At 75.5% G+C, this 12,843-nt stretch carries 15 protein-coding genes; 6 read left to right on the top strand and 9 right to left on the bottom strand.

Annotated elements, in window-relative coordinates:
- Positions 1–67: 67 nt before the first annotated feature.
- Entirely contained in the window at positions 68–286 is a 219-nt protein-coding gene (locus ACRYRX_RS12880; RefSeq protein WP_432512341.1) for a helix-turn-helix domain-containing protein, read from the top strand.
- Positions 287–377: 91 nt separating this feature from the next.
- On the opposite strand, the gene ACRYRX_RS12885 is transcribed toward ACRYRX_RS12880, so the two are convergent.
- The 4 genes from ACRYRX_RS12885 to ACRYRX_RS12900 all read right to left on the bottom strand — a co-directional run bounded on the left by ACRYRX_RS12885 (position 378) and on the right by ACRYRX_RS12900 (position 2,980).
- Positions 378–1,130, bottom strand: a complete 753-nt coding sequence (locus ACRYRX_RS12885; RefSeq protein WP_432512342.1) for an SDR family oxidoreductase — start codon at positions 1,128–1,130, stop codon at positions 378–380.
- Positions 1,131–1,209: 79 nt separating this feature from the next.
- Positions 1,210–2,235 carry an SURF1 family cytochrome oxidase biogenesis protein gene (locus tag ACRYRX_RS12890; RefSeq protein WP_432512343.1) on the bottom strand — a complete coding sequence of 342 codons (1,026 nt, stop codon included), beginning with the start codon at positions 2,233–2,235 and terminating at the stop codon, positions 1,210–1,212.
- Between the two features lie 7 nt (positions 2,236–2,242).
- Entirely contained in the window at positions 2,243–2,455 is a 213-nt protein-coding gene (locus ACRYRX_RS12895; protein ID WP_432512515.1) for a hypothetical protein, read from the bottom strand.
- Between the two features lie 168 nt (positions 2,456–2,623).
- Positions 2,624–2,980 (bottom strand): DUF3099 domain-containing protein, encoded by a 357-nt coding sequence (locus ACRYRX_RS12900; protein WP_432512344.1) that lies wholly within the window; start codon positions 2,978–2,980, stop codon positions 2,624–2,626.
- Between the two features lie 58 nt (positions 2,981–3,038).
- Between ACRYRX_RS12900 and fabG the strand changes: the two genes are divergently transcribed.
- Positions 3,039–3,785: a 3-oxoacyl-ACP reductase FabG gene (fabG, locus tag ACRYRX_RS12905; RefSeq protein ID WP_432512346.1), complete on the top strand. Its 747-nt coding sequence runs from the start codon at positions 3,039–3,041 to the stop codon at positions 3,783–3,785.
- Between the two features lie 131 nt (positions 3,786–3,916).
- On the opposite strand, the gene serB is transcribed toward fabG, so the two are convergent.
- From serB to glgC, 3 genes are read right to left on the bottom strand one after another with little or no spacing between them, the layout of a single operon-like run.
- A complete protein-coding gene (gene serB / locus ACRYRX_RS12910; protein WP_432512348.1) occupies positions 3,917–5,128 on the bottom strand; it encodes a phosphoserine phosphatase SerB in 1,212 nt (403 codons plus the stop codon).
- A gap of 35 nt (positions 5,129–5,163) precedes the next feature.
- Entirely contained in the window at positions 5,164–5,973 is an 810-nt protein-coding gene (locus ACRYRX_RS12915; RefSeq protein WP_432512349.1) for an LLM class F420-dependent oxidoreductase, read from the bottom strand.
- The gene (glgC, locus tag ACRYRX_RS12920) at positions 5,973–7,205 is read right to left on the bottom strand and encodes a glucose-1-phosphate adenylyltransferase (protein WP_432512350.1); all 1,233 of its coding nucleotides are present in this window, start codon (positions 7,203–7,205) and stop codon (positions 5,973–5,975) included. Before glgC ends, ACRYRX_RS12915 begins: the two co-directional genes overlap by 1 nt.
- Positions 7,206–7,290: 85 nt before the next feature.
- Here glgC and glgA point away from each other — a divergent pair, with 85 nt between their 5' ends.
- Positions 7,291–8,481, top strand: a complete 1,191-nt coding sequence (gene glgA, locus ACRYRX_RS12925) for a glycogen synthase (protein ID WP_432512352.1) — start codon at positions 7,291–7,293, stop codon at positions 8,479–8,481.
- Here the strand turns inward: glgA and ACRYRX_RS12930 are convergent.
- Entirely contained in the window at positions 8,463–9,434 is a 972-nt protein-coding gene (locus tag ACRYRX_RS12930; protein WP_432512354.1) for an epimerase, read from the bottom strand. The genes glgA and ACRYRX_RS12930 overlap by 19 nt on opposite strands.
- A gap of 77 nt (positions 9,435–9,511) precedes the next feature.
- Between ACRYRX_RS12930 and ACRYRX_RS12935 the strand changes: the two genes are divergently transcribed.
- Together ACRYRX_RS12935 and ACRYRX_RS12940 are read left to right on the top strand one after the other, a co-directional pair.
- Positions 9,512–10,588 carry a type III polyketide synthase gene (locus ACRYRX_RS12935; protein ID WP_432512356.1) on the top strand — a complete coding sequence of 359 codons (1,077 nt, stop codon included), beginning with the start codon at positions 9,512–9,514 and terminating at the stop codon, positions 10,586–10,588.
- Complete coding sequence (locus tag ACRYRX_RS12940) at positions 10,585–11,121, top strand: isoprenylcysteine carboxyl methyltransferase family protein (protein WP_432512358.1); 537 nt, start codon at positions 10,585–10,587, stop codon at positions 11,119–11,121. Before ACRYRX_RS12935 ends, ACRYRX_RS12940 begins: the two co-directional genes overlap by 4 nt.
- 4 nt (positions 11,122–11,125) lie before the next feature.
- Here the strand turns inward: ACRYRX_RS12940 and ACRYRX_RS12945 are convergent, their stop codons facing one another.
- Positions 11,126–11,953 (bottom strand): hypothetical protein, encoded by an 828-nt coding sequence (locus ACRYRX_RS12945; RefSeq protein ID WP_432512359.1) that lies wholly within the window; start codon positions 11,951–11,953, stop codon positions 11,126–11,128.
- A gap of 34 nt (positions 11,954–11,987) precedes the next feature.
- Between ACRYRX_RS12945 and ACRYRX_RS12950 the strand changes: the two genes are divergently transcribed.
- Positions 11,988–12,818 carry an ABC transporter ATP-binding protein gene (locus ACRYRX_RS12950; protein ID WP_432512360.1) on the top strand — a complete coding sequence of 277 codons (831 nt, stop codon included), beginning with the start codon at positions 11,988–11,990 and terminating at the stop codon, positions 12,816–12,818.
- The last annotated feature ends 25 nt before the right edge of the window (positions 12,819–12,843 follow it).

Below are 12,843 nucleotides of genomic sequence, written 5' to 3' on the forward strand. Positions count from 1 at the left end.
CAGGACGGCCCGACGTGGTGACCATGGAGGGGGTTTCAGGTCCGCGACGACACTGGAGGAGGTCGGGGTGACCGAGACGATCAAACGGGGAACCCGGTTGAGCGGCACGGAGCGCGAGCAGCTCGCCGACGAGCTGTCGAAGGGCTACGCGGAGGGCAAGAGCATCCGCGCGCTGGCCGAGGAGACGGGGCGGTCCTACGGGTTCGTGCACCGGCTCCTCAGCGAGAACGACGTCACCCTGCGCAGCCGGGGGGGCGCCACGCGCGGCAAGGCCCGCCAGGCCTGAGCACCCGCGCGCGGACCGGGGGCAGCGGTGCACCCGGTCCGCGCGCGGAGGGCGACCGCAGGCCCGTCCAGGGAGCCGTCCAGGGGGCCGCTCACAGGGAACGGTCGGTCCCCCCGTCCACGGTCAGCGAGGCTCCGGTGATGTAGCTGGCGGCCGGGGACAGCAGGAACACGGCGGCCCGGGCGAACTCGTCGGGCAGCCCGACCCGCCGCAGCGGGATGCTGTCGAGCAGGTCGCCGGCGACCTCGTCGCCGTCCTCGTACTCCAGGGGTGAGCTGGAGTCGACGTGCCCGGCGAGCAGGTTGTTGATGCGGACCCCGCGCGGGCCGAGCTCGTCGGCCAGGGCCTTGGCGGCCATCGCCAGCCCCGGGCGCAGGCCGTTGGCGACCCCGGCGTCCATCACGGGGCGGCGCACGGTGCTCGACAGCAGCAGCACCATCGAGGCGCCCTCGCCGGTGGCGGCCTTGCCGACCGACCGGGCCAGTCGCAGCGGACCGAGCAGGCTGGACTCGAACGCCTCGCGCCAGGCGCCGTCGGCGGCCTCCAGGACCGAGGAGGTGGGCGGGGCGCCGCAGGAGATGACCGCGCCGTCGAGCCGGCCGAAGCGGGCGTTGGCGGCGGCCACCAGGCGCGTCTCGGTGCCGGGGTCGGAGATCTCCCCGGGGACCAGCAGCTGCCGGGCGGGGTCGCCGATGCTGGGCGCCACGGCGGCCAGCTCCTCCTCGTCGGCGGCGTGCAGCACGAGCAGGGCGCCCTCGTCGGCGAGGACCCTCGCGCAGGCGAGCCCCAGACCGGTCGATGCACCCGAGACGACGTACACGCGGTCAGTGAGCCCCAAGTCCATGCGCCCATTGTTGCGCAGAGTGGCCGATGCGACACACAGCATGATCGTGTGCACCCGAACGGGCGAACCGCCGGAGCAGTCAGCCCCGATGGGCCGGATCGATCTCCGCGTCGACCCCCGCGTCGAGCTCGGCGTCCTCGGCCTCCTCGTCGGCCCCCTCCCGGCGGCGCCGGCGGGCCGGCCGGGGTGCCGGGGCCCGGGGGACGGTCTCGCGCCGGGGCGCACCCCCGGCTGCGGCGGGAGACCCCGCCGACTGCCCCGCCGGCTGCCCCGCCGGCTGCCCCGCCGGCTGACCCGCCGGCTGACCCGCCGGCTGACCCGTCGGCTGACCCGCCGACTGCCCCTCGGCCCGGGCCTGCAGCTCGCGGCGGCCCGCGACGACCCACACGACGAACGCGGTGAGCGCGAACCCGAACCACTGCACGGTGTAGGCCAGGTGCGGTCCCTCGTCCACGGCCGGGCGCGCCGGGCGCGTGGGAGCCAGCGCGGGGGCGGGGGTCTCCGAGGCCAGCACGGCATAGGCGTCCAGGACCGTCGGCGGGCGGCCCCCGTCGGCGGCGAGGGCGTCGGAGACGGCGCGGGTGACGCTGTCGCGGGCGATGGAGGTGACCTGCCCGGCGGGGACCTCACCGCGCTTGGCGGCCTCCCAGGACCGCAACCGGGCCACCACGGTGACCTCGCCGTCGGGGGCGGCCGGGACGGTGTCGGGACGTTCGGCCGAGCCCTGCCCGCCGGGCAGCCAGCCCCGGTCGACCACCAGGACGGTGCCGTCGTCCAGCACGAGGGGGACCAGGACCTCGTAGCCGAACTGCTCGTCCAGCGGCCGGTTGCGGACCAGGACGGTCGCGTCCGCGGCGTAGCGGCCGCTGACCTGCACGGGTGTCCAGACCCGGGAGGGATCCAGCCCGGCCCCGGCGGGCAGCACGGCGGACACCGGCGCGGGGCGGTCGTCGTAGTTCTGCATCAGCGGGGCGTTGGCGGCCAGCCGGTCCTCGCGGCGCAGCCACTGCCAGCGGCCCAGGACGCAGCAGACCAGGGCGACCAGCACCGCCACCGCCAGCCCCCGCAGCCACCGGGGTTCACGCAGGAGCCGCAGGACACTCACGGGGCGCTCACGCGCGCAACTGTGCCACCTCGACGACCTCGCGCAGGAATCCCCGGGCGCCGAGGAACTGGGAGAGGTGCTCGCGGTGCTCGGTGCACGCCAGCCACGTCTTGCGGCGGTCGGGGGTGTGCAGGCTGGGGTTGTTCCACCGCAGCCCGAAGTCGGCCTCGTGCGTGCACCCGCGGGCGCTGCACACCAGGTCGGAGGGGGGTTCGTGCAGGGAGGTGGCCGCCGGGGACGGCGAGGCGGCGGACGTGCCCGGGTGTTCCGCGGGAGGTTCCACGTCGTCAGTCTGACACCGCGGGCGCGGCTGACCAAGCCGTGAACGGCCGGTGTCCGACGGCTGTCCGACGGCTGTCGGCCGGCTGTCCGGGGCCGGGCGGGAACGTCAGTCGTCGTCGCGGGGGGAGTGGATCGCGGTGATCTTCGCCTCCAGGGCCGGCAGCTGCGCCGCCGGCCGCTCGGGGGGCGCGGTGACGTCGAAGCTCTGGGGCGCCGGCGCGCGCGACTCGCGGCCGGCGTTGGCCAGCACGACCGCCACGTACGGCAGGAACACCGCCCCGGCGATGAACAGCCACCGCGTCCAGTGGTCGATGAAGGCGAAGCAGAGGAAGCACGCGGTGCGGACGAGCATGGAGACCACGTACTTGCGGTAGCGCACGCCGAGGTCGTCGGTGTGGGAGGTGGGGGCCGCGGTGATCCGGTAGGCCCCCTCGTCGTGCTGCGGGCTTCGCTGGTCATGCACTCAACAACGGTACGCCCGCACGTCGACGACCGCCCCCGATGCGTTAGCTTCGGCCCTCGTGACGATCGACACCCCCAGCCAGAGCCCGACCCCGACGCCCGCGCCCGAGCCCCGCAGCGTCCTGGTGACCGGCGGCAACCGCGGCATCGGCCTGGCCGTGGCCCGCGCCTTCGCCGCCGCGGGCGACCGGGTCGCGGTGACGTACCGCTCGGGGGAGCCGCCGGCCGGGTTGTTCGGCGTGCGGGCCGACGTGACCGACCCGGCGTCGCTGGACGCGGCGTTCGCGGCCGTGGAGGCCGAGCAGGGCGCGGTGCAGGTCCTGGTGGCCAACGCCGGCACCAACCGCGACCAGCTGCTGATGCGGATGAGCGACGAGGACTTCGACACCGTCCTGGACGCCAACCTCGCCGGGGCGTGGCGGGTGGCGCGGCGCGCGGTGCGCGGGATGGTGCGCGCCAAGCACGGCCGCATCATCTTCATGTCCTCGGTCGTGGGCCTGTACGGCTCGCCCGGGCAGACGAACTACGCCGCCTCGAAGTCGGGGATGATCGGGCTGGCCCGCTCCATCGCGCGCGAGCTGGGCTCGCGGGGCATCACCGCCAACGTCATCGCCCCGGGGTTCATCGACACCGACATGACCCGAGAGCTGCCCGAGGCCACCCAGGCCGACTACCGCGGCCGCATCCCGGCGGGCCGCTTCGGCGACGTCGACGACATCGCGCAGGCCGCGCTGTTCCTGGCCGGGGCCGGGTACGTCAACGGGGCGGTGCTGCCGGTCGACGGCGGCCTGGGCATGGGGCACTGAGTGGCGCCCTCCGGCGGGCGCAAGCTGGCCCTGCTCGGGGCGCTGATGATCGCCTTCATCGCCGCCCTGGCGTGGTTGTCCACGTGGGCGCTGGGCCGCGGCTGAACCGGGCCCGCCGGCCCCGCCGCGGTTCACCCCGCGGCGGGGCCGTCCCCGGCCAGGACGGCGTCGGCCAGGTCGGCGTCCTCGACGTCCTCGCGGGTGATGCCCAGCAGCGGCAGCACCGCGTCGAGGTAGGGGACGTTCAGCGCCGCGTCGGCCTGCTCGCGCACGACGGGCTTGGCGTTGAACGCGATCCCCAGCCCGGCCGCGGCGATCATGTCCAGGTCGTTGGCGCCGTCGCCGATCGCGACGGTGCGGTGCAGCGGCAGGCCCTCGGCGGCGGCGAACTCGCGCAGCGCGGTCGCCTTCGCGGCGCGGTCCACGACCGGTCCCAGGACGCGGCCGGTGAACCGGCCGTGGACCACCTGCAGCCGGTTGGCCCGCACGTGCGCGATGCCCAGCTCGGCCGCCAGCGGCCCCACGACCTCCAGGAAACCGCCCGAGACCAGGGCCAGGGTGAACCCCAGCCGGTGCAGGGTGCGGACCAGGGTCCGCGCGCCGGGGGTCAGGACGACGGCCTCGCGGACGGCGTCGACCACGGAGACGTCCAGGCCCTCCAGGCAGGCCACGCGCTCGCGCAGCGAGGCGCCGAAGTCGATCTCCCCGCGCATCGCGCGCTCGGTGACGGCGGCCACCTCGGCCTCGCGGCCGGCGTGGGCGGCCAGCAGTTCGATGACCTCGTGCTGGATGAGGGTGGAGTCGACGTCCATGACGACCAGCCGCCGGCCCATCCGGGCCAGCCCGGCGGGGGAGACCGCGGCGTCCAGGCCGTGCCGGCCGGCCTCGGTGGCCAGGGTGCGGCGCAGGTGCAGGACGTCCTGGGCACTGCCGCGCACCGACACGTCCAGCTCGACGCTGGTGACCGGTTCGGACGACATCCGCCGGATCCGGTCCACGTTGGCGCCCGCCTCGGCCAGCACGGTCGTGACCCGCGCGACGGCGGCCGGCAGCAGCGGGGCGCCCAGCAGCGTCACGTGCAACCGGCGGGGACGGTCCGCGGTGGGCGGCTGCGGTGCGCTGCAGCGGATCTGCAGACCCTCCAGGCGCAGGCCGGCGACGGTCGCGCGCACGGCGTCCTCGGCCGTGGTCAGCACCGACAGCGTCAGGACCCCGCCGGCGACGACCTGCTCGACGTCCAGGACGTGCGCGCCGGTGCCGTCCAGCGCCGCGAACAGCGCCGACGTCACCCCCGGCCGGTCCGGTCCGGTGACGGTCACGAGCACGGTCGCGGGGTTCGGCACGCCCGCGACCCTACCGGGGCCGGTGGGGCCGCCGGTCAGGCGTTCGTCGCGTCCCGCCAGGCGATGAGGTCGGCCAGGGCGCCCAGGTCGTAGTCGGGGCCGCCGGCGCCGATCGTGAACAACCGGGCACCGGCGGCGAAGAGGGCCTGGGCCTCCTCGACGGTCTCCACGCCGACCGAGCGCTCGATCTCACCGGGGTCGCGGCCGATCTCGGCGCACCGCTCGTCGAGGACGGCGGACTTGCGGGTGAAGGTCTCCACGTCGCCGAACGTGTGCCAGATGTCGGCGTGCCGGGCGACCAGGCGCAGCGTCTTCTTCTCCCCGCCGCCGCCGATGAGCACCGGGATGTCGCGGGTCGGTGCGGGGTTCAGCTTCGCGAGCCGGGACTCGATGCGCGGCAGGTCATCGCGCAGCTTGTCCAGCCGGCCGCCGGCGGTGCCGAACTCGTAGCCGTACTCGTCGTAGTCCTTCTCGAACCAGCCCGACCCGATGCCCAGGACCAGCCGGCCCTTCCCGGTGTCGTGGGCCGAGACGTGGTCGACGGTGCGGGCCATGTCGGCCAGCAGCTCGGGGTTGCGGTAGGAGTTGCACGAGACCAGGGCGCCGATCTCGATGCGGCTGGTGGCCTCGGCCCAGGCGGCGAGCATCGTCCAGCACTCGAAGTGCAGGCCGTCGGGGTCGCCGTACAGCGGGTAGAAGTGGTCCCAGTTGAAGGCGATGTCGGCGCCGAGCTCCTCCGCGCGGGCCGCGGCGGCGCGGATCGCGGGGTAGGGCGCGTGCTGGGGCTGCAGCTGCACCCCGATCCGCACCGGGCGGTCCTGCGCGGTGGTGGTCTGCTCGCTCATCAGAGGGTCTGTCCCTTCCCGACGACGGTGATGCCCGAGGGGGTGACGTGGAAACCCCGGGCGCGGTCCTCCTCGGCGTCGACCCCGATGCGGGCGTCGTCGGGGATGGTGACGAACTTGTCGACGATGGCGCGCTGCACGACGGCGTGCCGCCCGACCTGCACCCCGTCCATCAGCACCGACTCCGACACGTGCGCCCAGGAGTCCAGCCGCACGTTGGGGGAGACGATCGACTTCTCCACCAGCGCACCGGAGACGACGGTGCCCTGGCTGATGATGGAGTTCACCGCGTGCCCGTAGGTGCCCTGCCAGCCGTGCACGAACTTCGCCGGCGGGTAGTAGTCCTGGGCGGCGATGATGGGCCACTCGTAGTTGTACAGGTTGAAGACCGGCAGCACCGAGATGAGGTCCATCTGGGCCTCGAAGTAGGCGTCGAGGGTCCCCACGTCGCGCCAGTACGCGCGGTCGCGGTCGGTGGCGCCGGGGACCTCGTTGTCCTTGAAGTCGTACACCGACGCCAGGCCCCGCTCGACGAAGCTGGGCACGATGTCGCCGCCCATGTCGTGCTTGGAGTCCTCCCGCTCGGCGTCGCGGGTCACCGCCTCGACCAGGGCGTCGGCGTCGAACACGTAGTTGCCCATCGAGGCCAGGACCTCGTGGGGGGAGTCGTCCAGGCCCTTGGGGTCCTTGGGCTTCTCCAGGAACTCCGCGATCCGCTGCGAGCCCGGCGCGGTCTGGATGACGCCGAACTGGTCGGCCAGCGAGATGGGCTGGCGGATCGCGGCGACCGTGCACGGCGAACCGGACGCGACGTGCGCGTCGACCATCTGGGAGAAGTCCATCCGGTACACGTGGTCGGCGCCGACCACGACGACGATGTCGGGCCGCTCGTCGCTGATGAGGTTCAGCGACTGGTAGATGGCGTCGGCCGACCCGGCGTACCAGCGCTGCCCCACGCGCTGCTGCGCCGGGACCGAGGCGATGTAGGAGCCGAACAGGTTCGACATCCGCCAGTTCTGCGAGAGGTGCCGGTCCAGGGAGTGCGACTTGTACTGCGTCAGGACCACGATCTTGCGGTACGCGGCGTTGACGAGGTTCGACAGGGCGAAGTCGATGAGGCGGTACGTCCCCCCGAAGGGCACGGCCGGTTTGGCCCGGTCCGCGGTGAGTGGCATGAGCCGTTTGCCCTCCCCACCGGCGAGGACGATCGCGAGGACGTTCGGTGTGGCCACGAGGGGCACACTAGGCCCCAGTACGGTGGGTTGCCCATCAGGCGCGGTGACCACCCGCCGATCGGATTGCGGGAAAGGGAGTTCGATGCGTGTCGACCTGCTGACCAAGGAGTACCCGCCGGAGATCTACGGCGGCGCCGGCGTCCACGTCGCCGAACTGGTCCGCGCCCTGCGCGCCCTGCCGGCCGGGCCCGAGGTGCAGGTGCGCGCCTTCGGCGGCCCCCGCGACGAACCGGGCGCCACCGGCTACCCCGACCTGGCCGAACTCGCCGGCGCCAACGCCGCGCTGCGCACCCTCGGCGTCGACCTGACCCTCGCCGCCGACGCCGCCGGCGCCGACCTGGTGCACTCCCACACCTGGTACGCCAACCTCGCCGGCCACCTGGCCTCCCTGCTGCACGGCGTCCCGCACGTCGTCACCGCCCACAGCCTGGAACCGTTGCGGCCGTGGAAGTCCGAGCAGCTCGGCGGCGGCTACCGGGTCTCCTCCTGGGCCGAGCGGACCGCGTTCGAGGCCGCCGCGGCCGTCGTCGCGGTCAGCGCCGGGATGCGCGCGGACATCCTGCGCTCCTACCCCGCGCTGGACCCCGACCGCGTCCACGTCGTCCACAACGGCATCGACGCCACCGAGTGGACGCCCGTCCAGGGCCGGGACCTGGTGCGCGCCAACGGCGTCGACCCCGACCGCCCCTCGGTCGTGTTCGTGGGCCGCATCACCCGCCAGAAGGGGCTGCCGCACCTGCTGCGCGCGGCCGCGCAGCTGCCGCCGGAGGTCCAGCTCGTCCTGTGCGCCGGCGCCCCGGACACCCCCGAGATCGCCGCCGAGGTCGCCGGCCTGGTCGCCGACCTGCAGGCGACCCGCGACGGCGTCGTCTGGCTGGACCGGCACCTCAGCCGCGCCGAACTGCTCGAGCACCTGTCCCAGGCCACGGTGTTCGTGTGCCCGTCGGTGTACGAGCCCCTCGGCATCGTCAACCTCGAGGCCATGGCCTGCGGCGCGGCCGTCGTCGGCACCGCCACCGGCGGCATCCCCGAGGTCGTCGACGACGGCGTCACCGGCTGGCTGGTGCCCATCGAGCAGGTCACCGACGGCACCGGCGCCCCCGTCGACCCCGACCGGTTCGTCGCCGACCTCGCCGCCGCCCTCACCGAGGCCGTCGCCGACCCCGACCGCGCCCGCGCCTTCGGCGCCGCCGGGCGCACCCGGGCCGTGGAGCGGTTCTCCTGGGACGCCATCGCCGCGCGGACCCTGGAGGTCTACCGCTCGGTGCTCTGAGCCGCCCCCGCGCGGCGGCGGGCCACCAGGTCCGCCGCCGCCGGCCCCCACCGCGGGTGCTCGAAGGTGAACCCCGCCGCCGGCAACCGCGTGGACACCACCCGCCGGCTCTTCAGCAGCAGCTCGGGGTCGGTGCGCAGCACGAACGCCCCCACCCCCGCCATCCGCGCCGTCGCCGGCAGCCCCACCGGCCGCCCCCACGCCCGCCGCAGCGCCCGCACCGACTCCCGCTGCGGCAGCGGCTCGGGCGCGGCCAGGTTGAACGGCCCCGACAGGTCCGCCCGCTCCAGCAGGAACAGCACCGCCCGTGCGAAGTCGTCGCCGTGGATCCACGACACGAACTGCCCGCCGCCGGCCACCGGCCCGCCCAGGCCCAGCCGCGCCATCCACGACAGCACGTCGAACACCCCGCCGGGGTCGGGGGTCATGACCATCGCGGTGCGCAGCTGCACCCTGCGCGTGGCCGGGGTGGGTGCCTCCAGCTGGGCCTGCTCCCACCGCCGGGCGATCCGCACCGAGTACTCCCAGTACAGCGGGACGTGCGGCTCGTCCCCGCCGACCTCACCGTCCTCGTCGTGCGCCGGGCCCCGCGTGTCGGCGTAGATCGTCGCGGTGCTCATCTGCAGCCACGTCGCCGGCGGCCGGTCGGCGCGCGCGATCGCCTCGCCGACGGCGCGGGTGGAGTCCACCCGCGAGTCCATCATCTGCCGCAGGTTGGTGTCGGTGTACCGGCACGACACCGTCCGCCCCGCCAGGTTCACCACCGCGTCGGCGCCGTCCAGCTCCGCGGCCCACGCCCCGACGGTGCGCCCGTCCCACACGACGTGCCGCACCCCGGCCTCCAGGACGGCCGGCCGCCGCGACAGCACGACCACCTCGTCGCCGCGCGCGGCCAGCGCCCGCCGCAGCACCGCACCGACCTGACCCGTCCCGCCGGGGACCACGACCTTCACCCCGGTGACCCTACGCACCGGCCCGCCCGCCCGTGCCTGCCCGTGCCGGACCGGTCCGGGGGTGCGAGCATCACCGCGTGAGCACGCCGACCCCGTCGCCGCCCCCGTCCGCCGCGACGGTGGTGGCGGTCGAACCGGTCCTGCCGGCCCACCGGTACGCCCAGAGCGAGATCGCCGAGGTCCTGGCCCCGCTGCTGACCGACCCCGGCCCGGGCCGGTCCCTGCTGCACCGCCTGCACGCCGCCACCGGCGTCCGGGCCCGCCACCTGGCGCTGCCGCTGGAGACCTACCCCGACCTCGTCAGCGGCCCCGGCGCCTTCGACACCACCAACGCCCTGTTCGCCGACCTGGCCCTGGACCTGGCCGAGCGGGCCGTCAAGGGGGCCCTGGCCACGGCCGGGCTGGAACCGCACGACGTCGACGTGCTGCTGTTCACCACCGTCACCGGCGTCGGGGCGCCCTCGGTGGACGCGCTGCTGCCCGACCGCGTCGGACTGCGACCGGACGTGCTGCGCTGGCCCGGGTTCGGGCTCGGCTGCGTCGCCGGGGCCAGCGGCCTGGCGCTGCTGGAACGGTTCTGCGCCGGCCGCCCCGGGGCGGTGGGGCTGCTGGTCAGCGTCGAGCTGTGCTCCCTGACCCTGCAGGCCGGGGACCGGTCGGTGGCCAACGTCGTGGCCAGCGGCCTGTTCGGCGACGGCGCCACCGCCGTCGTCGTCACCGGACCCGGCCACCCCGGCCCGGGCTGGCGGGTCCTGGACCACACCTCCCGCGTCCTGCCCGACTCCGCCGACGACCTCGGCTGGCGGGTGGGGTCCAGCGGCCTGCGGATCGTGCTGTCGGCGCAGCTGCCGCAGGTGCTGGCCCGCCACGTCGGCCACGACCTGCGCGCCTTCCTGCCGGACGGTGGTGGGGTGGACCGGTGGGTCGTGCACCCCGGCGGGCCCAAGGTCCTGGACGCCGTCGCCGCCGCCGCCGACCTGCCCCCCGGCGCCCTGGACACCTCCCGGGAGGTCCTGCGCGAGTGCGGGAACCTGTCCAGCTCCGCGGTCCTGCACGTCCTGGCCCGCACCGCCGCCGACCCCGGTCAGCGGGCCGTGGTCCTGGGCGTCGGGCCCGGCGTCACCACCCAGACGGTGCTGCTGGAGCGGGTGTGAGCGCCCTCGTCGTCGCCCTCGTCCTGGCCACCGGTCTCGAACGGGTCGCCGAGCTGGTCGTGTCCACCCGCAACGCCCGCTGGTCCTTCGCCCGCGGGGGCCGCGAGAGCGGCCGCGGCCACTTCCCGCCCATGGTGGCCCTGCACACCGGCCTGCTGGTGGCGGTCCTGGTGGAGTGGTTCGCCGCCGGGCGCACCTTCGTCCCCGCCCTGGGGTGGCCGATGCTGGCCCTCGTCGTGGCCTCCCAGGGCCTGCGGTGGTGGTGCATCACCACCCTGGGGCCGCGCTGGAACACCCGCGTCATCGTCGTGCCGGGCCTGGAACTGGTCGCCGCCGGCCCCTACCGGTGGTTCAAGCACCCCAACTACGTCGCGGTCGTCGTGGAGGGCTTCGCCCTGCCGCTGGTCGCCTCCTGCTGGTGGACGGCGCTGGGGTTCACCGTCCTCAACGCGGTCCTGCTGCTGGGTTTCCGGCTGCCGGCCGAGAACCGGGCCCTGGCCCAGCTGCCCGCCGCCGGTCCCGCCGTGCGCTGAGCGGTCACAGCGCCCCGGTGGGGGCGTTGACCGCCGCGACCAGCGCCCGGCGCGCCACGGCCCCCACCTCCCGCAGCGCCGCCGCCCGCGACGTCGCCTCCAGGCTCGTGATCGCCGCCCCGTCGTCCTCGGTGGCCAGGTCCACGATGGCCAGCACCCGCGCCGCGGTCTGCACCACCCGCAGCGCCCGGGGTGCGAACCCCGGCGGCAGCGCGTCGCGGACCAGCGCGCCGTCGCGGACCGCGACGATCCGGTCGGCGGCCTCCTCCCGCCAGCGCGCCACGTCCAGCGTCGACAGCGCCCGCGTCGCCGTGGCCAGCGCCACCCGCAGCTCCTGCTCGGACTCGGCGACGCTGGAGGCCTCCGGGGCCCGCCGCGGCGCGGCCGCGTGCCCGTCCCAGCGCACGAACGCCCCCGGCTCCCACACCGACCCGAACTCCGTGACGTGCGGCACCAGCGCCCACCGCGGCCCGGGGTCCACGCCCGCCCCGGCGCCGGCCCCGGCGCCCGGTTCGAACAGCACGCACTCCCCGGCCTCCAGCGCGGCCACGTTCACCGCCGCCGGCCCCGGCAGCCCCCGCGGGTCCCCCGGCACCGGCAGCACCAGCAGCAACCGGCCCCCGCCCCCGCCGGAGGCGGCCAGCGCCCCCAGCAGCCCCGCGAGGTCCTGCGCCCCCCGGGCCGGTCCGGGACCGGCGTCGTCCTCCCACCGCACCCCGTGCGGTTCGTCGTCACGCACCACGGCCGCGACGGCCCCGGCGACGGGCACGCGACCGGTCAGCACACCCGTTCCCCAGGCGGCCAACCGCGCGGAGCGGGGCAGGTCCAGCACAGCCGCGAGGATACGACTCGTTAGGGTCGCGCCCATGAGCGACACCATGCGCGACGTCAGGAGCGACGTCGTGGACCGGGAACCCGCCTCGGTGCTGGACCTGTCCGCGGTCACCGTCCGGCGCGGCACCAGCGTGCTGCTCGACGCGGTCGACCTCGCCGTCGAGGACGGCGAGCGGTGGGTGGTGCTGGGCCCCAACGGCGCCGGCAAGTCCACCCTGCTGTCGGTGGCCGCCGCCCGCCTGTTCCCCACCTCCGGCCGCGTCAGCGTCCTGGGCGAGACCCTGGGCCGCGTCGACGTCTTCGAGCTGCGCCCCCGCATCGGCCTGGCCAGCACCGCCCTCGGGAACGCCGTGCCCGGCCAGGAGAAGGTCCGCGACGTCGTGGTCACCGCCGCCTACGGCGTCACCGGCCGCTGGCGCGAGGAGTACGACCCCGACGACGAGTCCCGCGCCGAGGAGCTGCTCGCCCTGCTGGGCGTGGCCCACCTCGCCGGGCGCGCCTTCGCGACCCTGTCCGACGGGGAGCGCAAGCGCACCCAGATCGCCCGCGCCCTCATGACCGACCCCGAGCTGCTGCTGCTGGACGAACCCGCCGGCGGCCTCGACCTCGGCGGGCGCGAGGACCTGCTGCGCCGGCTCACGGCGCTCGCGGCCGACCCCGCCGCCCCGACCCCGGTGATGGTGACCCACCACGTCGAGGAGATCCCCGTGGGCACCACCCACGCCCTGCTGCTGCGCGGCGGGCGCGTCGTGGCCGCCGGGCCGGTCGAGGACACCCTGACGTCGGCGGCGCTGTCGCAGACCTTCGGGCTGCGGCTGGAGGTCAGCGCCGAGCAGGGCCGCTTCGCCGCCCGCGCCGTCTGAGGACCACCGCGACGTACCGGGCGGG

Origin of the sequence: Kineococcus lubricus (assembly GCF_050871965.1) — a bacterium.
Classification (GTDB): domain Bacteria; phylum Actinomycetota; class Actinomycetes; order Actinomycetales; family Kineococcaceae; genus Kineococcus.